The organism is Bradyrhizobium sp. SZCCHNRI1009 (assembly GCF_032487575.1).
Lineage (GTDB): Bacteria > Pseudomonadota > Alphaproteobacteria > Rhizobiales > Xanthobacteraceae > Bradyrhizobium.
Genome location: NZ_JAUEUL010000008.1, coordinates 147,775 through 173,951 on the forward strand (window position 1 = coordinate 147,775; position 26,177 = coordinate 173,951).

The 26,177-nt window shown below is 65.7% G+C and carries 23 protein-coding genes; 12 read left to right on the forward strand and 11 right to left on the reverse strand.

Features of this window, described 5'->3' with window-relative positions:
- Positions 1-2: 2 nt before the first annotated feature.
- Both nosZ and QX010_RS16465 read right to left on the reverse strand, forming a co-directional pair.
- Positions 3-1,928, reverse strand: a complete 1,926-nt coding sequence (nosZ, locus tag QX010_RS16460; protein ID WP_316180588.1) for a TAT-dependent nitrous-oxide reductase — start codon at positions 1,926-1,928, stop codon at positions 3-5.
- A 10-nt stretch (positions 1,929-1,938) separates the two neighbouring features.
- The gene (locus QX010_RS16465) at positions 1,939-4,239 is read right to left on the reverse strand and encodes a 4Fe-4S binding protein (RefSeq protein ID WP_410051956.1); all 2,301 of its coding nucleotides are present in this window, start codon (positions 4,237-4,239) and stop codon (positions 1,939-1,941) included.
- A 205-nt stretch (positions 4,240-4,444) separates the two neighbouring features.
- Between QX010_RS16465 and QX010_RS16470 the strand changes: the two genes are divergently transcribed.
- Positions 4,445-5,314 (forward strand): ferritin family protein, encoded by an 870-nt coding sequence (locus tag QX010_RS16470; protein WP_316180736.1) that lies wholly within the window; start codon positions 4,445-4,447, stop codon positions 5,312-5,314.
- A gap of 73 nt (positions 5,315-5,387) precedes the next feature.
- Here QX010_RS16470 and QX010_RS16475 read toward each other — a convergent pair whose 3' ends face one another.
- The 4 genes from QX010_RS16475 to gspD all read right to left on the reverse strand — a co-directional run bounded on the left by QX010_RS16475 (position 5,388) and on the right by gspD (position 11,691).
- Entirely contained in the window at positions 5,388-6,506 is a 1,119-nt protein-coding gene (locus QX010_RS16475) for a hypothetical protein (RefSeq protein WP_316180592.1), read from the reverse strand.
- A 243-nt stretch (positions 6,507-6,749) separates the two neighbouring features.
- Positions 6,750-8,624 (reverse strand): alkaline phosphatase family protein, encoded by a 1,875-nt coding sequence (locus QX010_RS16480; RefSeq protein ID WP_316180594.1) that lies wholly within the window; start codon positions 8,622-8,624, stop codon positions 6,750-6,752.
- Between the two features lie 243 nt (positions 8,625-8,867).
- Positions 8,868-9,416 carry a tetratricopeptide repeat protein gene (locus QX010_RS16485; protein WP_316180596.1) on the reverse strand — a complete coding sequence of 183 codons (549 nt, stop codon included), beginning with the start codon at positions 9,414-9,416 and terminating at the stop codon, positions 8,868-8,870.
- The gene (gene gspD, locus QX010_RS16490) at positions 9,388-11,691 is read right to left on the reverse strand and encodes a type II secretion system secretin GspD (RefSeq protein ID WP_316180598.1); all 2,304 of its coding nucleotides are present in this window, start codon (positions 11,689-11,691) and stop codon (positions 9,388-9,390) included. Before gspD ends, QX010_RS16485 begins: the two co-directional genes overlap by 29 nt.
- A gap of 255 nt (positions 11,692-11,946) precedes the next feature.
- Here gspD and QX010_RS16495 point away from each other — a divergent pair, with 255 nt between their 5' ends.
- From QX010_RS16495 to QX010_RS16540, 10 genes are read left to right on the forward strand one after another with little or no spacing between them, the layout of a single operon-like run.
- Positions 11,947-13,602 (forward strand): GspE/PulE family protein, encoded by a 1,656-nt coding sequence (locus QX010_RS16495; protein WP_316180600.1) that lies wholly within the window; start codon positions 11,947-11,949, stop codon positions 13,600-13,602.
- An 8-nt stretch (positions 13,603-13,610) separates the two neighbouring features.
- The gene (locus QX010_RS16500) at positions 13,611-14,822 is read left to right on the forward strand and encodes a type II secretion system F family protein (RefSeq protein WP_316180601.1); all 1,212 of its coding nucleotides are present in this window, start codon (positions 13,611-13,613) and stop codon (positions 14,820-14,822) included.
- Between the two features lie 20 nt (positions 14,823-14,842).
- Positions 14,843-15,325: a type II secretion system major pseudopilin GspG gene (gene gspG / locus QX010_RS16505; RefSeq protein WP_315802979.1), complete on the forward strand. Its 483-nt coding sequence runs from the start codon at positions 14,843-14,845 to the stop codon at positions 15,323-15,325.
- Entirely contained in the window at positions 15,318-15,782 is a 465-nt protein-coding gene (locus QX010_RS16510; RefSeq protein ID WP_315802980.1) for a prepilin-type N-terminal cleavage/methylation domain-containing protein, read from the forward strand. The genes gspG and QX010_RS16510 overlap by 8 nt, the downstream gene beginning before the upstream one ends.
- Positions 15,775-16,173, forward strand: a complete 399-nt coding sequence (locus QX010_RS16515) for a type II secretion system protein (RefSeq protein WP_316180603.1) — start codon at positions 15,775-15,777, stop codon at positions 16,171-16,173. The genes QX010_RS16510 and QX010_RS16515 overlap by 8 nt, the downstream gene beginning before the upstream one ends.
- Positions 16,173-16,895 (forward strand): type II secretion system protein, encoded by a 723-nt coding sequence (locus tag QX010_RS16520; protein ID WP_316180605.1) that lies wholly within the window; start codon positions 16,173-16,175, stop codon positions 16,893-16,895. Before QX010_RS16515 ends, QX010_RS16520 begins: the two co-directional genes overlap by 1 nt.
- The gene (locus QX010_RS16525; protein ID WP_316180607.1) at positions 16,895-17,839 is read left to right on the forward strand and encodes a type II secretion system protein GspK; all 945 of its coding nucleotides are present in this window, start codon (positions 16,895-16,897) and stop codon (positions 17,837-17,839) included. The genes QX010_RS16520 and QX010_RS16525 overlap by 1 nt, the downstream gene beginning before the upstream one ends.
- On the forward strand, positions 17,836-18,906 hold the full coding sequence (locus QX010_RS16530) for a PilN domain-containing protein (protein ID WP_316180608.1): 1,071 nt from the start codon (positions 17,836-17,838) through the stop codon (positions 18,904-18,906). The genes QX010_RS16525 and QX010_RS16530 overlap by 4 nt, the downstream gene beginning before the upstream one ends.
- Complete coding sequence (gspM, locus tag QX010_RS16535; RefSeq protein WP_316180609.1) at positions 18,903-19,466, forward strand: type II secretion system protein GspM; 564 nt, start codon at positions 18,903-18,905, stop codon at positions 19,464-19,466. The genes QX010_RS16530 and gspM overlap by 4 nt, the downstream gene beginning before the upstream one ends.
- Positions 19,466-20,104: a hypothetical protein gene (locus QX010_RS16540; RefSeq protein ID WP_316180610.1), complete on the forward strand. Its 639-nt coding sequence runs from the start codon at positions 19,466-19,468 to the stop codon at positions 20,102-20,104. The genes gspM and QX010_RS16540 overlap by 1 nt, the downstream gene beginning before the upstream one ends.
- Before the next feature lie 19 nt (positions 20,105-20,123).
- Here the strand turns inward: QX010_RS16540 and QX010_RS16545 are convergent, their stop codons facing one another.
- From QX010_RS16545 to QX010_RS16565, 5 genes are read right to left on the reverse strand one after another with little or no spacing between them, the layout of a single operon-like run.
- A complete protein-coding gene (locus QX010_RS16545; RefSeq protein ID WP_316180611.1) occupies positions 20,124-20,615 on the reverse strand; it encodes a prepilin peptidase in 492 nt (163 codons plus the stop codon).
- Between the two features lie 46 nt (positions 20,616-20,661).
- Positions 20,662-21,282 (reverse strand): HupE/UreJ family protein, encoded by a 621-nt coding sequence (locus QX010_RS16550; protein WP_316180613.1) that lies wholly within the window; start codon positions 21,280-21,282, stop codon positions 20,662-20,664.
- Positions 21,279-21,890, reverse strand: a complete 612-nt coding sequence (locus QX010_RS16555; RefSeq protein ID WP_315802989.1) for a HupE/UreJ family protein — start codon at positions 21,888-21,890, stop codon at positions 21,279-21,281. Before QX010_RS16555 ends, QX010_RS16550 begins: the two co-directional genes overlap by 4 nt.
- Positions 21,891-21,907: 17 nt before the next feature.
- On the reverse strand, positions 21,908-22,888 hold the full coding sequence (locus tag QX010_RS16560; RefSeq protein WP_316180615.1) for a HupE/UreJ family protein: 981 nt from the start codon (positions 22,886-22,888) through the stop codon (positions 21,908-21,910).
- Complete coding sequence (locus tag QX010_RS16565; RefSeq protein ID WP_315803165.1) at positions 22,885-23,769, reverse strand: peptidylprolyl isomerase; 885 nt, start codon at positions 23,767-23,769, stop codon at positions 22,885-22,887. The genes QX010_RS16560 and QX010_RS16565 overlap by 4 nt, the downstream gene beginning before the upstream one ends.
- A gap of 280 nt (positions 23,770-24,049) precedes the next feature.
- Here QX010_RS16565 and QX010_RS16570 point away from each other — a divergent pair, with 280 nt between their 5' ends.
- Positions 24,050-26,074 carry a hypothetical protein gene (locus QX010_RS16570; RefSeq protein WP_316180617.1) on the forward strand — a complete coding sequence of 675 codons (2,025 nt, stop codon included), beginning with the start codon at positions 24,050-24,052 and terminating at the stop codon, positions 26,072-26,074.
- Positions 26,075-26,177: the final 103 nt, after the last annotated feature.

The window sequence follows — 26,177 nt, forward strand, 5'->3', positions numbered from 1 at the left end:
GCTCACGCGTTCTGCGGCGAGACCAGCATGCGTCCGCGCATTTCCATGTGCATGGCGTGACAGAACCATGTGCAGAAATACCAGTACACGCCGGGCTTGTCGGCGATGAACGTCACCGATGAGGTCTGCTGCGGATCGATCTCCATGTTGACGCCGTAGTTCACGATGCAGAAGCCGTGCACCAGATCCTCGACGTCGTCGATGTTGGTGACATAGACGGTCACCTCGTCACCCTGCTTGACCTCGAACTTCTCGAGCGCATAGGCGGGCGCGCTGGACCACATATAGACGCGCACCTTGTTGCCGTCGCGGATCACCTTGGCGTCGCTCTCCAGTGTGACGCCGTCGGCTGCGGCCTGCTTGCGGGCGTCGGCGAAGAACGGGTCGTCGCGCTTCCAGATCGAGGTCACGCGGCCCTCGAGCTTGGAGCGGTGCACGATGACGGCGTCGTGCGGCTCGGCGAAGCTCGGGCCGTCGTGCACCAGCTCCATCTTGTCGCCGGTGATGTCGATCAGCTGGTCGTTTTCCGGCTTCAGCGGCCCGACATTCAGGAAGCGGTCCTTGGAGAACTTGTTCAAGGACAGCAGCCATTTGCCGTCGGCTTCGTTGGTCTCGCCCATCGAGGCGTGGTTGTGGCCCGGCTGATAGTGGACGTCGAGCTTCTGGATGATGGGGTTGACCTTCTCGCCCTTGAAGGCTCGTTTGGCGAGATCGATGCTCCATTTGCAGACCTGGCTGTCGAGGAACAGCGTAGTGTAGGCATTGCCCCGGCCGTCGAAGGCGGTGTGCAGCGGCCCGAGGCCGAGCTCCGGCTCGGCCACGACGACGTCGCGCGGCTTGATCTTGTCGTCGAACAGGTTGTCGATCAGGCGGACGTCGATCACCGTGACCGTCGGCGCCAGCTTGCCATTGGCGACGACATGGATGCCGTCGGGGGCGGTGTTGAGGCCGTGCGGGCTGTTCGAGACCGGAACGTAGCGCGTGTAGGGCGAGCCCTTGCGGCCGTCGATGACGGGAACGCCGTTCATCTCCTTGAAGTCGCCCTTCTTGACGGCTTCCTCTATGCGCTTGATGTTGAAGATCGTCACCCAGTCCTGCTCGCTTGCCGTCATCTCGGCCAAGGTAACGCCCTTTTCCGAGTTGTAGCAGGTGGAGAAGGCATATTTGCCCTGGTAGTCGCAATCGGTGTTGTCGAGATTGCCGTCGACGATCACCTGCCAGGCAACCTTCATGGTATCGCCGTCGACGGCCGAGAACATCGACCAGTATTTAGACTTGTCGTCGAGCACCTTGCCGTCATTCGGTAGCGGCACCTCATATTCGCCGTTGCAGAACACGTAGCCGGTGCGCGGGAACTTCTGCGGCCGCATGCCGTGGATGGTGTACTGGTTCGGCAGCTCGATGATCTTGTCGCATTTCATCACGTCGGTGCGAATGCGCGCGAGGCGGGTGTTGGCCTTGTCGTTGATAAAGATGTAGCGGCCGTCATATGTGCCATTGGTGAACGACATGTGCGGATGGTGGCAGTCGCCGTTCATCCAGATGCCGAGCCTGTCCTTGAGCCGCTCGCGCGTCTCCGGCAGCAGCCCCTCGGTCATGATCTTGCGGCTCTCGTTGGTCTGGCCCCAGCCGGTGGCGCTGCACCGGTTGAAGACGGGGATGCGCATCAGCTCGCGCATCGACGGCATGCCGATGATCCGCAGCTCGCCGGTCTGGCCGCTGGAGAAGAACACGTAGTATTCGTCGAGCTCGCCGGGGGCGACCTCCGCCTTGCCGGCGCCCTGGGCCGAACGTGGTTGCGCGGCGGCCGGCGCGGTCTCGACGCTCTTGCCAAGTCCAATGCTGCCGGCTACGCCGGCCGCGCCCAGTGCGGCGGTGCCGACGATCTGCCGGCGGCTGATTTTTGTCTGGTCGTCGTCTTGCGCCATCGTCGTCTCCTTATGATGGATGGGTGAGATCGTTGGAGGGGGCCGTCGCCGCCATCGGCTGGCCGGCATGGGTGATCACGGTCTTCGGACCGGATTTCGCGGCGCGCATCGACGGCGATGACATCGCCTCGAATTTCTCGCGCTTGAGCCGGACCTGGATCATGTGCGGGCAGCGCTGATCGTCGTAGTAGAGCTCCTGGCAATGCATGCAGTAGATGCATTCATTGACGTTGATGTGTCCCTCGGGATGGATCGACTGCACCGGGCATTCCTTGGCGCAGCGCTGGCAGGGCGAGCCGCACTCCTTCCAGCGACGCAGCCATTCGAAGGTGCGGATGCGTCCGGGAATCGCCAGTGCCGCGCCCAGCGGGCAGAGATAGCGGCAGAAGAAGCGTTCGATGAACAGGCCGATGCCGAGCAGCGCCGCGGCATACAGCACGAACGGCCAGCTGCGCGAGAATTTCAGGATGATCGCGGTCTTGAACGGCTCGACCTCCGCGACCTGTTCGGCGAGCGCGACCGAATAAAGCGACAGGCCGAACAGGCCGAGGAAGATGATGTATTTGATCGGCCAGAGACGCTCATGCAGACCCCAGGGTACCGTGATCTGCGGCACCTTGAGCCATTTTGCCACTGTGTTGGTGAGCTCCTGCAGCGCGCCGAACGGACAGAGCCAGCCGCAGAACGGCCCGCGGCCCCAGAACAGCAGTCCAGCCGCCGTTGCCGCCCACAGGATGAAGATCAAGGGCGCCGCGAGGAAGAACTCCCAATGGAAGCCGGTCAGCAGCGCGTTGACGAAGGTGACGACGTTGACGACCGAGAGCTGGGCGTTGGCGTACCAGCCGAGCCAGACCAGCACGAACAGGAGATAGGCGCGGCGGACCCAGGTGTAGAGCCGGGGACGGCGCACCAGAACGTTCTGGAAGAAGAAGATCCCCGTGAGCACGGCCAGCGCCAGCGCGGTGATGCCGATGGCGACCATCTGCGAGCGCCAGATGCGCATCCATAACGGCTCTTCGGTGTCGTCGGCGACCGGTTGCGCCGTGGCCGGGGCGGGACGTGCGGTCGTCGCCTTCGCTGCCGGCACAGCGGGGCGCGTCTGCTGCTTCAAGTAGGCGTCGGGCACCGTGTAGTCGATATCGAAAGTCAGGAACGCCTTGTCGTGGCTGCCTGTGCTTCGTTGCACCAGGAGCTGGAGCTGCCATGGCTCGGTCGGGTCGAGCGTGAATTCGGGCGGCGTGACGAACAGTCCGATCTCGCGCAGGGCAGGGGCGCCGGCCGCGGCCAGCGCACCGAGGCGCATGTGGTTCTTGTCGCGGAACCGTGTGCTTCCGCCCTCCTGCAGCACCTCGATGCGGTCGAAGATGCCGCCTCGGACATAAGCGGAGCCCTTGAACGAGTAGATGCCGTCGCCGGCGACGACGATCGCCTGCTGTCCGGGCTGCAATCGCTGCTTGAGTCGCTGATAGCCCTCGTCGCCGAGCAGGCTGCGGCCGATGGTGGGCACGCTGACCATGGCCACATACAGATCAACGAAGGTGTCGCCGGCATCGCCGGGCTCCGGATTTTGCGCGGCCGCCGCATTGCCCGACTTGGCGAACGCATCGTTGACGTCGCCGATGCTGAGGTGCAGGCGCCGCACCGAGCCGTCGCCGAGCAGGCTGCTCCAGTCGCGGATCTCGCTCTTGTCGGGATCGACCGTCTTGGTCACGCCCGGCTTTGCCGCGGCGGCGCTCGCCGCAGCGCCGGCACCGATGCGGCCGCTGCGGATCAGGCGCGTGGCCGCGCGCACGATGCTGTCGTGCATCACCAGCACGGTGACCGTTGCACCTGAGACGATGTCGGCCTGCGGCGCGTGTTCTGCGCCTTGCGCAATCGGCATCATGTCCTTGCCGAGCAGGCCGTTGAGTGCGGCAACGATGCGTGGCTCGGGAATGCCGATCAGCACGATCGGCTCCTTGTGATCGACCAGCTTCAGCCCGGTGATGACGCCCTTGGGATCGATGCCGACGAGGATGTGGATCGGCTTGCCCGAATAGCCGACGGAATTGGCGAAATCGGAGTTGAGATAGACGTAACCCTTGAGCTGATCGCCGCGATACACCGGGATGATCGGCGGCTCGCCTTGCGGCACGCCGAAACGGTCCGCATTGGGGAAGAGATCGCCCGGCGTGATCTTCGAGAGGTAGGTTGCGAGATCGCCGGCCGCATGTGCTGCGCGCGGGGCCGCGATGGCGCAGAGCCCGATGAGGATTGCTACCAAGATAGCAGGCATGCGCCACCGATTGGTGGCGACATCACTCGCAACCATGATCACCTCAAGCGGAACGGCCGGCCCACGAAGGAGCCGTATTCCAGTCAGGACTGTTTCGGGAAGGAAGGATCGTCGCCATTGACAATCCCTGAGATAGAGTCAGGCTAAATTGACTCCTTATCGTGCCGGTTGTCTAGTGGGTCGCAATCCGACGGACGTTGCGCTGGATCAAACAGGCCCGGACAATCAGGCGGACTATTATATGTTGTTGTCACGCACGCTCTCGCTCAAGTCGGAACCGGCCGGGAACCTGCATTCGATCGACGAGCTGTTCGCGCTCGCGAATGCGATGGAGCAGGAGGCGGCCGATCGCTACGACGAGCTGTCCGGAGAGATGCAGCGTCAAGGCCGGCTCGATCTGGCCGACGTCTTCGCGAGGCTGGCTGCGGCCGAGCGCGAGCATGTCGACAGTGTCGCGCAATGGTCGCAAGCGCGTACGGGGCGTGCCCCCGATGCGTCGCTGGTGCGCTGGCGGCCGCCGGAGACCTTTGAGCCCGGCGCCGCGCGCGAAATTCAGGATTCGCGGTTGATGACTCCTTACCGCGCGCTGTCGATGGCGGTGCGCAACGAGGAACGGGCCTTTGCGTTCTGGTCCTATCTCGCCGCATTTAACGATGTTCCCGAGGTCAAGAGGGCGTCCGAGGCCATGGCGCGGGAGGAGCTCGGTCATGTCGCGACGCTGCGCAAGGAGCGGCGCCGTGCCTATCATCTTGAGACCGACGCCAGGCGCGCGGCGTCAGTGGCGTCGGACGCCGGCACGATCGACGCCGGCCGGCTGGAGCGTCGACTCGCCGAGCTGCTCGACGCGATGGCGGCGCGCGCCGCAGGCCGCCCGGCAGATCGCGTGGGCGAGCTTGCGCGCGAAGCCGCGGCAATGGCATCGGACGTTGCGGGCCTGTTGCGCCTGCCGGCTGGGCTCGCGCAAGCCGATGCAGCCGTGCTGGCGGAAGCGCTGGCGGACGCGTATCTGGAGCATGGGGAGCGAGCGACCGAATCGGACCGGCTCGGTCTCATGCAGCGGCTGGCGTCGCAGGCGATCGCGCGGCTGGCCTGGCTGCGGTCGCTCGGTTGAGTCCGACTGCAGCGCTGCTCGGCGAAAGACAAGGGTCGCCCAGCCAGGCTGGACGACCCGGTCATCATGAGGCTCAGTTGCGGGTCGGCGCCGGCACGGCGGTGCGGTTCGCCGGCACCGTGACGGGCTGGAAGGAGAACACGTCGCGACTGCGCGGATCGACGGTCACCTTGAGCCAGCGCACGTCGTTGTTGCCATTGCCCTGATTGTCGCCGAACGTTTCGACGCGAACGAAGTTCTCAAGCCGCTGGCCGGCAGCGTTGAGGAACGGCTGGTCGATCCGGAAGTAGTGGGAATCGCCGTGGACGTAGGCGACCGGCTTGCGGAACGCCTCGACCTCGGTACGCAGCGCAGTCAGGAAGCTGACGAAGCCATCGGGCTGCCCGTCGGTTTCGGCGAGCGTCTTGGGATCGCGCAGCGGCGCACGCGTCGGGTCGGCCTGGTCCCAGCCCGGGTTGCCCTGGGTGATGAACATCACCGCAGCGGAATTGCGCCTCTTGGCTTCAGCGAAGGTCTGCTGCATCCACAGAATCACGGCCGTATTGCGTGCATTGTATTCGTCCGGATCGGGGTTGGTGTCGCAGAGATTGTTGCAGGATCCCTGGATGTTGAGCGTCGCATAGGTCACGCGGCCGAGGGTCCAGCGGCGATTCTCGACGCAACCGACCTTGGTGCCATTGGCGCTGAGGCACAGCGGATCGGTCTGCACCTCCTGGCGCAGCTTGCGCTGGCCGAGCGAGAACGGTGTCGAGAAGAATATCTTGCGCTCGTAGTCGAGCCGGTCGCGCGAGTTGAAGCCGCCGTTCGACGGGCGATCGCAATCGACCCAGTCGTTGTCGCCCGGCGTGAACATGGCCGGTGCCTCCAGGCTGTTGAAGAAGGCGAGCGCCTGGGCGTAGAGGCCGGCATCGCAGGCGGAATTGGAGCCCTGCTTCAGGTCGCCGTCATGCGCCGTGAACTTCAGCCGGTGGGCGTTCATGTCCGCGATCAGGTTCGGGACGCCGACGGTGGCCTGCAGCGTGGAGTAGGGTAGGTCGCCCCAAAGGCCGATGGCGTAGCTGTCGTCATCGTCGTCGAAGCCGTGGTCGTGCGCGAGGCTTGGCGCGGCAGCGGCGAACGCGAGCAACGACACCGTGACCGACAATGTGAGCAGTTCGTGAAAGGCAGATTTGAATGATGATCGAAGTGACATTCAGCAAGATCCCCCAAGACCTCGGTTGTATCGCGCCGCTTCACTCAAGCGGCGGCGGGACGATGCGGAGGGTCGATAACGGGGGCGTGACGATCAGCTGACAATCCGCTGACGGATTGGCGATGTTGCGGATCGGTGCGTCACTGAGAGATTGTCGCAGCTGGCGACGCAAAAGGGCCCGCCGCATCGTCTGCGGCGGGCTGTTTTTCACGGCAATGATGTCAGCCGTGGACGCTCGGTCGATCAGCGATCGTCGCCGGAGTGTCCGTCGTGGTCGTGGTGGTGCCAACCGCCGTCATGATCGTGGTCACCATCGTCGTCGCTGAAGGCGAACAGGTTCATCAGGTCGCCGATCGCCGGACGGTTCTTCGGCACATAGCGGTGGTCATCCCGGTCATGGATCGGGTTGGGCAGCCGGTCGCGGCTGACGGCGGAGATCGTGGGCAGCCGCCAGTTGCGCTCGATGAATTTCAGCAGCGACACGTGATCGTAATAGGTGTGGTCGACATGGCCCTTCTTGGCCAGCGGCGAGACCAGGATGAAGGGGATCCGGGTGCCGTCGCCGAGAAAGTCGACCGGCTGGACGTAGCCGGAGTCGTAGTAGCCGCCGCCTTCGTCGGTCGTGATGAAGATCGCAGTCTTGGCCCAGAGCTGAGGATTGGCCTTGACCCGATTGATCAGCGCCTCGAGGAATTTCTCGTAGAGATCCGTGGTCGAATCGGCGGGATGACCGGCGAGCGCCTCGAACGGACGCACGAACGACACCGCCGGCAGCGTGTTGTTCTGCACGTCCTTCACGAAGGCGCCGTAGTTCTGCAGCTTGGCTTCCTCCGCCGTGGTCTTCATGATCTTGTTGAAGCCCGTGAGCGGGTCGCAGATGCCGCAATAGGAGTGGAACAGCAGCGGCACGCCGTCGACGCTGCTGGCGAAGGTGGTGGTGTCGTCACCGCGGTCGGCGCTGTAGTACTTCCAAGAAACGCCTTTCGCCGTCATCACGTCGGCGATGGTCGGCGCGCTCTGCGGCGGCAGCACGAACTTGTCCGAGCCGAGTGCGTTCGGCTTGGCGCTGGTCTGGTTCCAGAACATGCTATAGTTGTTGACGAGGTAATAGTGGTTCGGTGCGCAGTTGTTGCTGGTGACGCCGTTCTTGAACAGCTGCTCGTTGACGGCGGCAACGCCGGGCGCGCTTGGGTCGGAGCAGTTGACGTAGGATCCGCCGCTGTATCCGTCCTGCTTGTAGTAGTTGTTGGTGCCGGGGACGGGATCGGGATTCTCGATCTGGTTGGCGTAGGGCACGGCGGGGGTGCCGTTCAGCGTCTCGGGATTGGTGAAGAACGCAGCGTGGCCGGTGACGAGGGCCTGGAAGTTGGCCCCGGTGCCGCCCATGATCGCTTGGTGATAGTTGTCGCTGATCGCGTACTCGTCGGCGAGCTGCTTGAAGAACGGCGCGTCACCCGGCTGGGCCTTGCCGGAGGCGTCGGTGAACGGGTTCATGTTGTAGAACCCCATCGAGATGGCGCCTTCCATCGGGTCGAACCCGCCGGACGGATAAGGCTGCCCGTTCGACCCGGTGCCGATGGTCTGTTCGACCCATACAAACTTGTCGTGCTTGCCGCCGTCGATGTCCTGCCACATCTGGAAGAAGCGGTGTACCGGATCTCCAGTATAAGCGGCGTATGAGACGTATTTCGAAATCTGGTACGGCCCATTGGGAAGATTGGCCGGGAAGCGGGTGTCGAGGACGTTCTGCGGCAGGCCGATTCCATAGGTGGTGTAGGGTTGCGGCAGCGTCGCATAGGCGCCCGTGGACGCGGTCTCGGCAGTATAGCGAACCTCGTCGCGGCCGATCCGCTGCTCTGCCTTCTTGAAGTGCCGGCCCGGCGTGCCGTCTTCGTTGACGATTCCCTTGCTGAGCAGATTGTCGATCGTCTGCCCCGGCCTCGGCTTGTACGTACCGAATAGATTGTCGAACGTGTGGTTTTCGCCGACGATGATGATGACGTGCTCGATCGGTGTGCTCGTCGCCGCTCCGGCGAAGGCTGGCGCGACGCTGGTCGCGGTAAAGACGGCGCTGGTCGCAAGGGCGAGCGCCTTGGACCGGGTGACTGTTCTGGTCATGACATCTCCAGACGGAGTGGGGTAGCGGCGCGCACGTGCTGATGTAGGCTCGCCTGCGGCAATTTATCGCGGCAACAAATTGCAACGTGGTGTCGGTCTTGCTTCGGTTTTGTGAAATGCGCCGAGCAGCGCGAATGCAGGAGACGAATGCGCCCCACCGCGCCAGCCATCGCGTGCCGCGCCGTCTTCACTCCATTGCTGCAGGGAGCCCGCCTTCGCCGAGCTATGAACCGGCAATGCCGGTCAGAGCTGGCCCGGGACCCAGTCCAGCGCGAGGGCCTGGCCCTGGGCGATCTGGCTGGCCGACATCTTCGAGGCCACGGCGTTGCGAAGCCGCAGGAAGTAGCTGCGCTGTGTCGACTTGGCGTGCCCGGCGGCGAGGTTGAGCCATTTGTAGGCGAGCACGACGTCCTGTGGAACGCCATGTCCCTTGTCATACATCAGGCCAAGCATCGCTTGGCCGAATGGATTGCCGGCGGCGGCGGCCTGGCAATAGAGATCGCTGGCGACCTCATAGGCCTGCGGGGTCCCGAAGCCGTTCTCATACATGAAGCCGAGCATGGCCTGCGCGCGCGGATCGCCGCGCAGCGCCGGCGGCGTCAGCACGCGCATGGCGCGGACGAAGTCGCCGCGCGCATAGGCACTGCGTGCGGCACTAACCGAATCGGCGTGCACAGGCGATGCGATTGCGCCGAGCAGCAGGCCGGCTGCGGTGCAGACGACGGCGAGGCACCGCATCGTCGGCCGGGTCATTTGGCGGGGATCAGCGGGTGGTGCGGACACGCAAATCATCCGTGATGCTGGCTCCAACCGATCCGCGGAGCTTGGAGCGGAGTTCTTCGGCCACCTGATGGGCATCGCTGCCGTCGCGAATGATCTGCGGCCGGATGAAGATGATCAGCTCTGTGCGCGTGCCCTTCTTGTCCTGATGCGAGAACGCGTCGCCAAGCACCGGGATCTCGTCGAAACCCGGAATGCCGTTGCGATTGCCGTTCTGCTGTTCGCTGATCAGGCCGGCCAGCAGCACGGTCTGGCCGTTGGCGACGGAGATCGCGCTCTTGACCTTGCGCTGCGACACCGTCGGCGTCAGGCTCGCTGCCGTCTGCGCGGCGACGTTGCTGATCTCCTGCTCGATCTCGAGCCGGACGTTGCCGTTGGCGGCGATCCGCGGCACGACGCGCAGGATGATGCCGGTGTTGCGATAGTCGATGGTGTTGACCACCGTGTTGCTCGACGACAGCACGGTGGCGCTGCCAGTCGAGACCGGCACGACGTCGCCGACCTGCAAGGTGGCGCTTTGGTTGTTGATCACGACCAGCGAGGGATTGGAGAGCACCTTGACGCTGGTGACAGTATGGAGTGCGTCAAGGATCATGTTGGGCGAGGCTTCGTGCCCGATCAGGAAGTTGAAGCCGGGCAGAGCGCGGTTGATCAAGGCCGTCGTCGCCGCGGATGTTGTGGCCGTGGCCACCGACGTGGCTTGCGTATTGGTGATCGACCCCTTGTCGGTCCCGAGGCCGAGCACCTTGCTCGAGAGATAGGCCTGCACGCCGTAGGACAGCTCGTTGGTGAGCGTCACTTCGGCAATCGTCGCGTCGATGCCGACCTGCAGCACCGGCTGGTCGAGCTGCTGCAGCGTGCTGGAGATGATGCGGTAGTTCTCGCGGTCGGCATAGATGAGCAGAGAGTTGTTCACCGTGTCCGGGGTGATCCGGACATTCGGCATGATGGCCTGGCCTCCGCCAGCACCACTGCTGCGAGGCTCCAGCCCGGTCGAGGACGGCGTGCTGCTGGAGGACGATGTGCTCGAGGATGACATGCCCGAGAGACCACCGCCTTGGGATCTGCTCGTCGGATTGGCGCTCGAACTCGATGAGCCGGCTGCATTGGTGTTGAAGGAGAGCCGATCGGCGACCGACGTCGTCGTGCCGTCGGAGCCCGGCGCGGCCTGGCCGTCGGCGCTGTCGGTGGAGGACGAGCCGGCGCCGCCGAACATGTCGGTGAGCACCTTGGCGAGCTGGCGCGCGTCGCCGTAGCGGACCCGGTAGACGTGGACGCTGGTGCGCCCGGAGTCGGCCTGATCGAGCCGGCGGATCCAGGTCGCCGCGCTCTGCAGCAGCGCCGGCTTGCGCGTCACGACCATGATCGCGTTCAGGCGATTGACGACCTGCAGCTTGACGAGATTCTGGCTCAATCCGTTCTCACCAGAGTCCATGATCTTTTCCAGCTCCGCCATCAACGGCTCTGGCGCCGAATTGCTGACCGGGAAGATGCCGACGGACTGGCCGCGCATCCAGTCGACGTCGAAGCTCATCACGGTTTCGATCGCGGAGCGTCGCTCGGCTCCTGTGCCCTGGATCAGAAGCAGGTTCCGGGTGGTGTCGGCGCGCACGCTGCCGGCGCGGGTCGCGAAGCTGTCCATCAGCTTGAGGATCGTCTGCGCACCGACATATTGCAGCGGCACGACGGAGACGCCGTAGCCGGGCTCGGCGCGGCCGGCTTCGCCGTCGACGCGTCCGGCTCCGATGGCGTCGCCGAGCGGGGTCAGCTTGTAGCCACCGCCTTCGCGGACCAGCACGACGCCGGACAGGCGCAGCGCGCTCTCCAGCACGAACAGGATGTCTGATTTCGGCACCGGCCGCGCCGACACCAGGCTGACGCTGCCCTGCACGCGGGGATCGATCGCGTAGCCCGCGCCGAGGATGTCGCCGATCACGACCTTCGCGACCACTGCGATCGGCGTGTTCTCGAAATTGAGATCATAGCCCTTGCCGTCCGCCGCCGGCAGCGGTCTGACCTCGGCGACCTCCTGAACCGTGGTCCCTTGATAGGTCTGCGCGCTCGCGCGCTCGACCTCGGGGCGTCCCTGGATCGATGCGACCGGTGCATTGTCGCGCGGCAGGATGTCGAGCGAGCGCACCTTGTCGATGACATCGACATCGGCAGGCGCGCTGGCCTGGGAATTGAGCGTTGCCATGTTGCAGGAGGCGAGCAGCACCGCGATCGCCAGCAACGAGGCATGTCTGACAACCGCAGCGGACTGGCTTCGATTGCCGATACCAAACATGGACTTACCGATCTACTCGTGTTGACCGGCCGAAACGGGGCAGCGCCTCGGTTTGACCGCGCAGCCTGCATAACGGTCCAATATGACACTTATGTATAATTGGCGGCTGCCGTCCGACCTTTGCGCCGCGTGTGTGTCGGAAATGTCGGCGCCTCCGGCATTCGTACGGCCGTCATGTTCGCGATCAATAACGTGGGTCACCAGTAGCGGCGTGCCGAGGCGATGGGCCGGCACGGGCGCCACCCGGATCACGCCATGAGCGGTACACTGTCGACCCAATTCCATGCCTATCTTCGCGAGCGCCATCCCCAGGCGGCGGGCGAAGGCGGAGCTGCGGCCGAAACGCAGATCGCGCTCTGGGACAGGTTCGGCCTGACCGCCGACGTTTTCGCGGAGGAGGTCGCCGGCTTCACCGGATTGGAGCGCGTCGCACTGCGCGAACTGCTGGCGGCACTGCCCGCGGTGAGCGAGTTCTCCGACCGCTTCCTCCGCGAGGTGCTCGGCTATCCCTACAAGGATTCTGACGGCGCCGCCGTGTTCGCGATGGCCGATCCGACCGATCAGGCCGTGCGCCGGGCCGCGGAGCTGGTGCTCGGCCCGCAGACTCTCTTCAAGGTCGCCTCGCATGAGGATATCGCCGTTGTCCTGGACCAGCGGTTAGAGGATTCCGGCGAGCCCGACATCTCGCCGGCGCAGGAGCTGCGCGACGACGACATCGAGAGTCTCCGCGATCTCGCCAGCGGCGCGCCGGTCGTCCGCGCGGTGAACGATCTGATCGAGAAGGCCGTGGAGATGCGCGCCAGCGACATCCACATCGAGCCGTTCTCGACCGGGCTCGTGGTCAGGCTGCGCGTCGACGGCCTGTTGCGTCCGATCGCGGCGCCCGCGGGCGTGTTGCCGCAGGCGGTGATCTCGCGCATCAAGATCGTTGCCGGCCTCAACATTGCCGAGCGGCGGCTGCCGCAGGACGGCGCCGCGCGCATCCGCGCCGGCCGCGCCGAGATCGACGTTCGCGTTGCGATCATGCCGACCCAGCACGGCGAATCGGCGGTGCTGCGCATCCTGCCGAAGGATCGCTCGCAGCTCGTCGCGAGCCGTCTCGGTCTCGCCACCCGCGACGACGCCGCACTCCGGCGCCTGATCACGCTGCCCCACGGCATGATCGTGATCACGGGGCCGACCGGCAGCGGCAAGACCACGACTCTGGCGACGATCCTGTCGCTGCTCAACACACCGGAGCGCAAGATCCTCACCGTCGAGGATCCGGTGGAGTACGAGATTCCCGGCATCAACCAGTCGCAGATCAAGCCGGCGATCGGGCTGACTTTCGCGAGCGCGCTGCGTTCCTTCGTGCGTCAGGACCCCGACGTCATCATGGTCGGCGAGATCAGAGACAGCGAGACGGCGCATGTCGCGGTCCATGCCGCGCTGACCGGCCATCTCGTGTTGACCACGCTGCATACCGAAACCGCGGCCGCGGCGGTGCCGCGCCTGCTCGATCTTGGTGTCGAAGGCTTCTTGTTGCGCTCGACCTTGCGCGCGGTGATCGCGCAGCGGCTGGTGCGTCAGCTCTGCGATCATTGCAAGGCGCCGGAGGCGCTCGATGAAGAGACATGCCGCCAGGATCCTCGTCTTGGTCATCTCGGCCTCGTCCCCGGCGACATCACTTGGCACCCGAGGGGATGCGAGCGATGCGGCCAGAGCGGCTATCGCGGCCGGGTCGGCGTGTTCGAGCTGTTCGAGCTGACCAACAGCCTGCGCGAGCTGATCGCGGACAGTGCCGACGGCCTCGCGATCGATCGGCTGGCGATCCGGGAAGGCATGACGACGATGCTCGACGACGGCGTCGCCAAGTGCCGCGCCGGCGTCACCTCGGCCTCCGAGCTGCTTCGTGTCCTCGTGGCGCGGTGAGGTGGATCGTGCCGAGCTACCGCTATCGCGCTCTGACGCAGTCCGGTGAAATCGTCGTCGGATCTCTCGTCGCGCCGTCGCGCAGCGAGGTCGAACGGCGCATCTCGTATCTGCAACTTCTGCCGATCGAAACCGTGGAGGAGAAAAAGGAGCGGACCGGCGCTGCGTCCGGGCTCTCGTTCGGCGCTCCGTCCGCGACTGAAGTGACCACGTTCACGCGCGACCTGGCCCTGCTTCTCAAGGCCGGCGCGCGGCTCGACGACGCGCTCGATCTGTTGTCCGGCGATTCCGATATCGGCCGCCTCCGTCCCGTGGTGGCGCGGCTGCGTGCGGCGATCATGGCCGGTGAAAGCTTCGCCGATGCGGCGGCCGCCCAGCCGCAGTTGTTCTCGCCGATGTATGTCGCGCTGATGCGCGTCGGCGAATCGTCGGGAACACTCGATCACGTGCTGACCGCGCTGGCCGGCGAACGCGAGCGGTCGGAGGCGACGCGCCGCAAATTGACCGACGCGATGCAATATCCTGCCTTCGTGTTCCTCGCGGCGATCGGCGTGATGCTGTTCTTTCTCGTGGCCGTGCTGCCGAATTTCTCGGCCGTGCTGCGTGACTTCGGTGGCCGTACCGATACGGCGCTCGGCTTCTTCATGACGCTGTCGGATCTGCTGCGCGCCAATGCAGCCGCGATCTCACTCGGCTGTGCGGCGCTGCTCGCGGCAGGCTGGTGGCTGTTGCGTCAGCCCGCGGTTCGCGCCGGCCTGGCCAGCGTCGTGGCCGTCATGCCCGGCATCGGCAGCCTGCTGCTGTTCTATCGGACCAGCCTGTTCTGCCGCAATCTCGGCCTGCTGCTCGGCTGCGGCGTCAATCTGAGCGCGGCCCTTCGCATTCTCGTCGATGTGATGGCCGTGACGTCGTCGCGTGCGCCTTGGTCGGCAGCCGCGGATCGCGTCCGTCACGGCGGCAAGCTGTCCCAGGCATTGTCGGCCGACAACATGCTGCCGCCGATGGCGCTGCGCATGCTGCGGCTCGGCGAGGAGACCGGCCAGTTGCCGACGCTGTCGACACGGATCGCTGAGTTCTACGAAGCCAAGCTGCAGCGTGGCCTGGATCGCGTCGTCGGCATCGTCGGCCCCGCCGCCATTCTGCTCATCAGCGTGGTTGTCGGCGGCCTGATCGTCTCGATCATGACGGCTTTGCTTTCTGTGACGCAACTGGTCGGCTGATGGCTACCAAGGAGAATGACATGAGATCGGACACGCAGAGCAAGCCGGCCAAGAGTGCCGACCGTGAACATGAGCGCGGCTTCACGCTGGTCGAGATGCTGGTCGTGATCACGATCATCGGGCTGATCATGGGTCTCATCGGCCCGCGCGTGTTGAACTATCTCAGCGAGTCCAAGACCAAGGCGGCGCGGATCCAGTTGCAGAGCTTCTCGGCGGCGCTCGACCTGTTCTATCTCGATGCCGGCCGCTACCCCTCGACCTCGGAAGGCCTCGCGGCGCTGGCGCAACGGCCGGCCGGGTTGAGCGCCTGGAACGGTCCCTATCTCAAGGGCGGGGCAGTGCCGAAGGATCCGTGGAATACGGCCTATGTCTACCGCGCACCGGGCGATCACGGCCCGTACGACATCCTGTCCTACGGTGCCGATGGCCAGGAAGGCGGCAGCGGGACGGCGGCGGACATCGTGCTGGGAACGCCGACGCAGACGAGCGCGCGCAGTGAATGACGGCGGCCAGCGCGGCTTTACGCTGCTCGAGATGGTCTGCGTGCTCGCGATCGTCGCGCTGCTGGCGTCCGTCGCGCTGCCTTATCTGCCGCGGCAGACGTCGCGGCCGCGGCTGCAGGCCTACGCGTTGCAGGCGGCGACACTGCTGAAGTCGGACCGTGCCTCATCGATGCGGACCGGCGCGCGCGTCGACACGGAGATCGACACGTCGCGCCGCTTGATCCGCTCCGGCAGCAGCGCGGCTGCGCTGAAGCTGCCCGACGACGTCGCATTCCTGGCGACGTTGCCGCGCAGTTGCCAGCATCGGCCGGTGCTGGCGACCATCACCTTCTTTCCTGACGGGCTGTCCTGCGGCGGCGCCATCACCTTGTCGCGCGCCGATCTGAGCCTGGAGATCAGGGTGAACTGGCTGACGGGGAGGATCGACATTGTCTCGCGCGTGCTCGCCAATGGTTGAGATCGACCGCCGGAGTGAAGCCGGATTTTCGCTGATCGAGGTGCTCGTCGCGCTTGCCATCGTGAGCGTGTCGATCATCGCCATCGGCGCCGTGGTGTCGCGCAACGCGGCCATCGTTCGCAAGCTCGAACAGCATGTCACTCTGGTCACCGACATGAGGCTGGCGTTGGCAACGATGCTGGCCGATCGCGGCCGGCTGCAGCCGGGCAGCATCGATCAGCGCTCCGGCTCCGGGTCGGTGGTGCTGCAGGTCAGGCCGCTCGGCGGCGATTGGAATGAGCCGGCGGGACAGACCGGCTGGATCCCGGAGGCGGTGACCTTGCGCGTCAAGACCGGCTCGGGCGCGGTCGCCGATGTGCAGACGGTTCGCCTGGCGCGAGGAGCGCGATGATGACCGCCCGATCCGATCGATCCCGAGAGCAGGGCTTCGCACTGATCGAGGCACTCGGCGCGCTCGCGATCGCCGGCATCGTGTTGTCGGCGCTTGCCGCGGTGACGTCGCAATGGCTGCCGGCGTGGAAGCGCGGATTGGATCGCGTCCAGCGCGCCGAGATGGTGGCCGCTGCGCTGCGGCGGGTCGGCGATGATCTCGCTGCCGTGCAGTTCGTCTCGGCCAATCGCGAGCAGAAGGGACCGTTGTTCGTGGGCGACGAGGTCTCGGCGATGTTCGTGCGCGCCGAACTCGGCCCCAATGCCGGACATGGTCTCGACATCGTGCGCATCGGCGAGGAAGGGAGCAGGGGCGAACGCGCTCTGCGGCGATCGCGTGCCATGTTCGAGCCCGTGCCGGTCGGCCAGCCCGTGACCGAGCATTTCCGGTTCCGCGATCCCGTGGTGCTGCTGTCGGCGCCGTTCCGGATGTCGTTCGCCTATGCCGACGGGACGATGGCGTGGACGTCGGAGTGGCGCGATGCGACCAAGCTACCATCCGCCGTGCGCATGACGGTTTATGACGACAGCCGTGGCGGTGCCGCCGTTCTCGTCAGCGCAGTCCGTATTCACGTCGATGCGCCGGGCGGCGGCTTTGCGGATCCCGGAGCGGCAGGCACCGCGAATCCGTCGGCGGGTGCGGGCGAGCCGCCGCAGCTGAACAAGAGCGAGCCGATCGACTAATGCTGGTTCGCTCCTTTACCAGAGGTTCTGCCCAGAGGCGCGGCGCGCAGGATGGCTTCATCCTGATCGCGGCGCTGTGGATGCTTGCGGCGTTGGCGGCCCTGGTCGTTGTCGTCTCGCAGCAACTCGGCAGCTCGGCGCGGTTGCTGCGGCTCGAGGACGAGGCGGTCGAGGCCGATGCGCTGGTCTCGGCGGCCATCGAACTGTCGGCGTATCGTCTGCTGCTGTCCAAGGACGAGGAGCGGCCGAGGCAGGGCGGTTTCCGCCTGGCGCTTGCAGGCAACGACATTGCGGTCTCGTTCGTCAACGAAGCGGCGCGGATCGATCTCAATACCGCGTCCAAGGACATGCTCGAAAATCTCTTGGTCACGCTGGGCGTCGAGCGCGATGCTGCCAAGGATCATGCCGAGCGGATCGTTGCGTGGCGCTCCAAGCCGTCCGACGCCGCCAAGGCGCAGGCGGAGGAGGCGCGCTATGCGGCGGCCGGTCTCAAGCGGGTGCCGCGCCTGGCGCCATTCGCGCATGTCGGCGAGCTGTCGCTCGTCCTCGGCCTTCCCGCATCGCTGGTTGATCGGGTGCTTCCGCTGGTCACCGTCTTCAACGGTTCTCCGGGAATCGATCCGACGATCGCGGCGCCGGAGGTCGTTGCCGCATTGCCGGGAATGACGCCGCTGATCCTGAAGGATTTCCTCAACGCACGGGCGTCGTTGTCACAGGATGCCGATACGCTCGCCAAGATGTTGGGGCCTGCTGCGAAGGACGCCGCCAAGGGCAAAAGCAAGGCTTATCGGCTGCGCATCGTCGTCGGTCCGGCGGGCGGGCTTCGTCACACTGCGACGGCGGTGATCGTTCCCGGCGAAGGCGAGGAGCCCTATCGGCTGCTGGCGCGCCAGGACGAGGGACCGCAGCCGAGGGGAGCGCTTCAGGCGCGGAGGATGCCATGAAGCTGACCGAAGCGATCGAGCGCGGACTGACGGTGTGGACGGAAAGCGTCGCTACAGCGATCGAGGCCGTCGCCGATCGGCAGCTCAGACGCCCGCGAGTCGTGATCCGCTACGATCAGCCAGAAGCGATCGTCATGACGGTACAGACGCCGCCGAAGGCGAGACCGATGCTGGCGGCGGCACGGCTGAATCCGGCTTTGGGAGCGGCGCAGGTCGGGCTCTCGCCGGAGTGGCTGCGAACCTTGCGCGGTGCTGTCCTGGACATCCATCTGGCCGCCGAGAACGTTCTGATCCGGCCTCTCGACTTTCCCAAGCAGGCGGAGCCTTTTCTGAACGGCATGATCCGGACCCAGATCGGCAGGTTGACGCCGTGGAATCTCGGACAGGTCCTCTACGGCTACAGCGCCCCGCGCGCAGCCAGTGATCGGATCGCGTTGACGCTCGCGGCAACGCCGCGCGCTCTGGTCCAGCCCTTGCTCGCCTTTGCCGATCAGGTCGGCATTGCCAAGCTCGTCATCACCGCCGACGTCGGCCCAACCGATGGCGGTCCGATCCAGATCTTCAGGACGTCGCTGCGTTCGTCGCTTGCCGGCGGCCGTGATCTCGGGCGCGTGCTCAAGCTCGGCTGGCTGTCGGTCGCTGCGACCACGGCGGTGCTGCTGATCGCGACGACGCTGATCGGTGGCTATCTCGATGGCGAGATCGAGGACGCACAGGCGCAGGTCACGCGGCTGCGTGCGGCGCTGCGGCCCGCGATGGGCGCCACCGCCGCCGACGGGCTGCTCGCCAAGCGCAAGCAGACCAGCCCCGCCAGCGTGATCGTGCTCGACACGTTGTCGAAGATCCTCCCCGACGGGACGTATGTCGTCGAGATGCATCTCGAGAACGATCGGCTGCAGATATCCGGCCTGACCCAGGATGCACCCGCGCTGATCCGGCTGATCGAGCAGACGCCGCAGTTCAGCCGCGCCACCTTCTACGCGCCGACGACGCGCACCGCCGGCGAAGCGGGCGAGCGCTTCCACATCGAGGCGCGCACCAACGCCTATTTCGGAGACCGGGCATGAACTGGTCGAAATCGCTGCGCCGAATCTTTGTTAGCTCGCCGGCCGTTTCTGCGATCCTCTATGCGGCGACCATTGTCGCACTGCTCTGGCTTGGTGCCGCTGGGGTCGTCGATCTCGTCGCCAGGCGCGACCAGCTCAATGACACCAACGCGCAACTGGCGCAGTTTTCCGGACGCAAACGGCCAGCCGGCAATTCCGCCGCAGGCAGCGCGACGGCTCCGGGTGGATCGGTGTTCGTGGAGGGACGAACGGTCACCATCGCGGGCGCGGCGCTGGTCCAGCGCCTCACGGAGGCGATCAGCAAGGTCGGCGGCAGCGTGCTGTCGACCCAGGTCGAGCTGCCGGCGGCACGCGCCAACACCAACCTGATCAGCGTGGTGGCAAGCTGCGAGCTCGAACAGCCGGCGTTGCAGCAGCTGCTCTATGATCTCGAGGCCGGATTGCCGTTTCTCTTCGTCGATCAACTGCATGTGCAGCAGCCGCTGGCCGCCGCAGCCGGCGGCGTGGGACGATTGACCGTGCTGGTCACCGTGTCGGGTCAATGGCAAGGAAAATCGTGATGCGATCGTTCGTAGGCTCGGGCCTCGTCACCTTTGCCACCGTGTGCGTGCTTGCAGCTTCGCTCAGCCGTGCCTGGAGCGAGACGGCGGATGGTCTCGAGCCGGCCACGCCCGTCCAGGCCGCGCCCGCGCCCGGCGCCTCCGAACCGCCGGCCGCCATGTCAGAAGCTCCCAGCGCAGAAGCTCCGGGGGGCAGGAGTGCCAACCCGCTGTGGGATGTTCCGATCAGTACCCTTTCGGCGACACGTGATCGTCCGATCTTCTCGGCGTCGCGGCGGCCGCCGCCGGTTGCCGCACCCGTCACGGCGATGCGGGCGCCGCCGCCTGCGCCGCCGAGGGATCCGGAACGGCCAAACCTGCAGCTCGTCGGCACGGTGATCGGCGACGAGGAGAGCTTCGGCATCTTCGTCGACGCGGCGTCGCAGGCATCGCTGCGCTTGCGGGTCGGCGCTTCGCATGAGGGATGGGTGCTGCAGTCGCTGCGACCGCGTGAAGCCTCGCTGCTGAAGGCGCCGGAGACCGTCACTCTGCAAATGCCGCAGCTCGGCACAGCCGGCAGCGGCGACGTGCAGGCGGGACCGATGACCCCGCCCGCACCTCCGGGCGGACGCGAGCGGATGGCGCGGCGGGCGCGCTGAGGTCAGCGGCTTACGGCAATCAGAAGGTCACGAGCAATTCGCGCCCGGTGACCTGCAGGGCGAGTACGGCCAGCAGGCCGAGGACGAGGAACGGGCCGAACGGCAGCGCCGTCTGGCCCGTCAGCCGTCGTCCCATGACGAAGAGAACGAGCGCCGCAGCGAGTGCCGTCGTCGTGGCGATGAGCAGCAGGATCGGCAGATTTGGCAGGCCGGCCCAAAGCGTTGCAGCCATCAGAAACTTGACGTCGCCGAGGCCCAGTCCCTGGCGGCCGCGGGCCATTGCGTAGAGCAGCCGCAGCAGCAGCAGCGCCAAGCCGATCGCGAGGGCTGCGGCGCAATTCCACAGCGCCTCGGGCAGGTCGACGAGCGTCGCCAGTCTTGCGAAGCCGCTGGCGGCGACCAGCGCATTCATCCAGTCGGGCAGCAGCCCGCTGCGCAGATCCGTCCAGATCAGGCCGGCGCAGGTCAGGAGCAGCACGGCAATGGCTGCGATATTGATGGCGTCGGTCACGCGAGGTGGGGATTGGCGGTGTCGGATCGCCCGAGCATAGGCCTGCTCAGGACGCGAGCGATAGTCCCGCCATCATCAGGCCGATCGCGGCGACCCAGCCACCGACCGCGCGCACGGCGATTCCGCGCCAGCTCGATACCGGCTCGGTTTCAGGACGCCGGAAGGTGAGCGCGAGCGCCATCACGAGGGTGATGGCGACATAGCCTGCACTGGCGAGCCCGGCGGCGTACAGGAGACGGTCGGTCTGCGGCACGAGCTCGCCGGCATTCGCCGCGCCGCGCATCAGCCCGAGCATGAATGCGATCGCGCTCAGCAATGTCACGGGAATGCGCAAGGCCGCGGCCAGCAGCAGCCCGAGAATGAGAATGGTCGCGGCGTCGACGAGCGGGGAAGCCGGGGCGAGCCCCGACCCGGCGGCGAGCGCCAGCCCCGCGCACAGGCCGAGCGGAAACACCACGACCAGCCAGCGTCCGCTCGCCGCACCGAGCGAGCCGGCCAGCAATCCCAGCGCGGCCCAGACCACGACGTCTTGCAGGGTGAGCAGCGGATGCAGGGCGCCGGCGTAGAAGTCACCGAGCCGGGCCGATACGATATGGGCATCGGCGAGCTGCGCTTGCGCCAGCAGCAGCACGGATGCGAGCAGGGCGGTCCGGTGGTACGTCCTCATGCCGCGACTCCGAGGCTCGCGATCAGGAAGTAGCCGCCGAGCGCGGCGATGGCTGCGCCGACGCCCTGGATGATACGCTCGCCGCCGGGCCAGCGCGCGAGCGCGCCGATGGTGATGCCGCAGGCGTGGAGAAGACCGGTCGCGACCACGAAGCCGCAGCCATAGGCCAGGGGATTCGCCGCCGTCGGGAGCTCGATGCCGTGCGCGTGGCCATGAAAGATGGCGAAGATCGCAACAATGATAGCCGCAATCGCGAACGGGACACGGACGCGCAGGGCGACAGCGAGGCCAAGGACCAGCGCTGACAGCGCGATGATGAGCTCCGGGACGGGCAGACCGATCTTGAGGATTCCCAGGACGGCTCCGAACGCCATCACCAACGGGAAGACGACCGGCAGGATCCAGATCGCCGCGCCGCCGAGCTGCGCGCCCCAGATGCCGACTGCGACCATTGCGACCAGATGATCCAGCCCGGTCAAGGGATGCAGCAGACCACTGGCGAGGCCGCCGCCGACGCCGGTCTGCTCATGGGCAAAGCCAGGATTCGCAGTTAGCAGCGAGAGCAAAGCCGCACCCAACACGGCGTGCAGGAGTTTGCGCGCGATCATGTTCGTCCCATTCATCATCATGCGGCCGCCAGAACCCGCACCAGGCGGCCCAGGAACCAGAACATCGAGACCGAGCCGATCGCATAGGCCGGCAGCTCGGCGCCCCAGCGCGGCAGCGCCGCGCCGAGCCGGCGATGCGCCCAGATCAGTGCCAGCACCAGCAGCACGAACAGGATCTGCCCGACTTCGACGCCGACATTGAAGAAGAGCAGCGCCGCGGGCAGGATTCGCCGCTCCAGGCCGAGGCTCGCGAGCGCGCTGGCGAAGCCGATGCCGTGGACGAGACCGAAGCTGAAGGCGACGGCCCAGGGGTAGCGGGCGGTCAGCCCGATCTCGCCGCGCTGCTGCTTGATGATCTCGACGCCGACGAACACGATGCTGAGCGCGATGCAGGCGTTGAGCGGGCCTTCGGGAACGCCGATCAAGCCGAACGCCGTTGCAGCCAGCGAGGCGCTGTGGCCGATCGTGAAGGCCGTGATCGTCTTGAGCAGGCGCCAGCCGCCCTGGACGATCCAGATCAGCCCGAGCACGAACAGCAGGTGATCGGCGCCGAGCAGGATGTGGTCGATGCCGAGGTTGACGTAGGTCTTGGCAAGCTCGAGCCAGGTCTCGAGCGTCGGCGCATCGGTGCCCAGCACCGTCACGACCGGATTGGCCGCTGAGATCGTGTAGCTGCGCGTCTCTCCAGCGAGCGACGTCACGCGGATGATGGCAGCCGACATGTCCTCGCCGAGATTGCCGATCGTCATCTGTCCGACGAGGCCCTTATCGCCGCAATTGAGTTCCGGCAGGCGCAGGTAGCAATGCGGCGGCATCTTGAGCTCGATGCGGTTGACGCCATCCTTCGGCAAGGTCGTCCATCGCCCGATATACGCGCCGGGCCGCATCTCGCGAAATTCGAGCACGGCGATCGTCGCCTGATGCGCAGCCGCCGGCCGCCCAGGCAGCAGCGCTGCGAGCGCGAGCACGATGGCGATTAGGGCGCGCGCGCCGGTCACGGCTCGTACCTGATCGTGTAGTTGGCCTTGAGCCGGCTCACCGCCTCCCAGGCCCGTTTCCGTGTCTCTTCAGTGTGCCAGATCTTGGCTGCCTCGGCGCGGATGTCCTCGAGTTTCGCAGGCGCGCCCGGCGTCCGGGCGTCGAGACGAACCACGTGCCACCCGTCTTTCGACTGCAGCAGGATCCATTCCTGGAGGGGCGCCTTGAGCAGGCCTTCGCTGAAGCCGTCGCCGAAGCCGGCGGCCAGGCTCGGCACCGGCCGGTCGAGAACCGCGCGCGTCTGATCGCGCAGCTCCTCCGATTCGCGCTGCTCGCGAATGTCGTCCAGATAGCGCCGCGCCGTCGGTTCGTCGCTGGGTGGCGTCATGAAGAAGCTGACACGCTCGGGCTCGTCGAACCGCGCATGATTGTCGGCGAACCAGGCGCGCAACTGCTCGTCGCTTGGCTGCGGCACGCGCACCTGATCGAAGATCAGATATTGCAGCTTGAACGCGACACGGTCGCGGATCATCTCGTCGCCGCGGTCGACGCCGAGCGTCTTGCCTTCCCGATAGAGGATTTCGCTGGCGACCCAGGCCTCGACCATCTTCTGCAGCTCGGCCTCGCTCGGGGTGCGCTGCTTGTCCTCGTCGAACGTGTCGATGAAGGACTGGCGCAGCGCCTTGGTCACGGTGATGACCTTCTCGTCCTTCGCTGGCGGATGGATGATGGCGTCGGCCGCGAAGATCAGTCCGCCCAGAACAAGGAAATGCAGGAGCGGCTCCCTGCCGAGCCCACGCAGGGCGGTCACGAATGATATTCGCGCTGGGGAAGAGCTGTTGCCATCTTGCTGATTGGAGCGTGCAGAGGCGCTCTCGAAGGTCTGCGCCGCATTCGACATGGCAGGGGCTGACATACGTTCTTTACAACTCGGGCTGCGCTCGTTGCGCGGCGCGTATATGCAACGGCACAGTTGCCGTTGTCACCGGGCAAACGTCAGTGTCACAAAAATTTCGCAACGATTGCGGATCGCGATGGCCTGGAGATGGCACCAGCAAAAATAAATCCTTCAACAAACTGTCTCCGAGTTTTGGTTTGGTCGCGCCGCGAATGACGACGGCGCATCGGTCGCGTTGTCATCTCGGTTTGGAGATCGATCGAATTCTTTAGGGGCGACGATAATGGTTCCATCTACCAAGAAAATCCTGCTGACAGCGGCCTCGGTCTCGCTGGCTCTGTCACAAAGCGCCGACGCCGGGGAGCGTTGGGGGGAAACGAGCAAGAACAATCCGTATGTCGCGGGCGACATGCACAACCACAACACCTGCACCGACGGCTCGGTCGCAGCCGGCTATGCGATCGATCGCTCGGTCGGCAAGGGCACCGCGGCTGCTGGCGGCAATAATTTCGATCTCGACTGGTTCACCCTGGGAAACCACGGCGGTTCGGGCAACCGCGATTGCCGCTTCAGCGATGCGAGCGCCAACATCCCGGGCGACAACACCACGACGTATTGGAGCCAGACGCTCGGCAAGACCATCGACGGCATCACGATCACCAGCCTGAAGGGCACGCCGAACGGCACCGACACCAACGCCAAGATGTGGCGCTGGCAGTCGATCAAGGAAGTCGAGTATCCGACCATCGTCAATCGCACCGCGACCTACAACAAGGTGCTGGTCGAAGGCCTCGAGTGGATCCTGCCCGGTCACGAGCATGGCGACGTCGCCGTGATCGCCGGCCAGAACCCGCGTGGCTACGGCAATGCCGACAAGATGGCCGAGTTCGAATATCGTTTCGACCGCGGGGACACTGACGCGATCGGTCCGGTCGATGCCAGCAACAACCCGGTCTGGGCCGGCAAGGACAATGTCAACAATTCCGGCACGGCCGGTCACCAGAAGGCCGTTGCCGGCATCGCCTGGCTGCAGGCGAACCATCCGCTGCAATCCTACGCGGTGCCGACCCATACCGAGCGGCAGGGACCGTTCAACCCGAACGGCTCGGCCGGCTACAACATCGAGCACTTCCGTGACTTCAACAATGCCGGCCCGACGGTCGCGTTCGGTATCGAAGCCCCGGGTCACATGGCCGAGGGCGGCGTGAACGGCGGCTCGGGCTCCTATGGCTCGGGCGCGGTCGGCGGCGGCACCTACGGCATGCAGGGCGTCTACACCGCCAAGGTTGGCGGGCTCTGGGACGGTCTGCTCGGCGAAGGCCGCAACTTCTTCCTGTTCCAGAGTTCGGACTGGCACAGCCGCGGCGTCTATGGCGCGCGCGATCCGGGTACGACGGCGGACTTCATCCCCGGCGAGTACACCAGGCTGTACGTGCCGAACGAGCGGCGCTTCTCCCAGCAGTCCATCATCGACGGCATGCGCTCGGGCAACTCCTATTCGGTCAACGCCGACATCATCGACTCCGACATGGAGTTTCGTGCGAAGGGTGAATGGGACTACGACTGGAAGACGATGGGCGAGACGCTGGTCGTGCGTCCCGGCGAGAAGGTCACGCTCGAGATGGAGATGACCGTTCCGGCGTCCAACAACAGCCCGTACAGCTTCAACAATCCGCTGCTGCTGCCGGTCGGCATCAAGCAGCCGTTGAACAAGCCCTCGCTCGACCACGTCGATCTGATCACCGGTGACATCACCGGCCCGATCGCGCCGGGCGCCCCGGGCTATGCCGTGGCCAATGCGAGCGGCGTCGCCGGTGCGGCCATCGTCTACAACCCCTCGGCCAAGATCGCTAAGCAGATCCAGGCGACCAAGATGCAGAGCCGCAAGCTGCGCGACGGTTCGGTCCGGCTCAGCTTCAGGACCACCTTCATCGCGGGCAAGACTCCCTTCTACATCCGCGCCCGCGGCACCAACATCCCGCCGGCCACGCCGAACGTGTCCGACAGCGCCGGCAATCCGCTGCTCGATGCCAACAACGCCACCGTCAGCTGCACGGATCCGGCATGTCCGTCGCACCTCGGCACGGTCGGCGGCGTGAAGAAGGTGACCAACGACGTGCAGGCCTGGTCGAACGTCTGGTTCTATGCGAACCCGATCTTCGTCCGTCCGTACGGTGCGCCCGAACTGCTGGTCGAGAAGAACAAGGAGCTGGCACGCAAGCTGGCTCACGATCATCACCACTGGCACGACTGGGATCATTGGGGCCATTGGGGCCACTGGGGTCGCTGGGCCTTCAACCGCGACTGATTGATCGGCATCGATCCGGCGGGACGATAGCGTCCCGCCGGATCCAGCTTCCTCGGAGCGCCGGTTTGCGAACCGGCGCTTCGTCTTTGCAACCTGCTTTGCC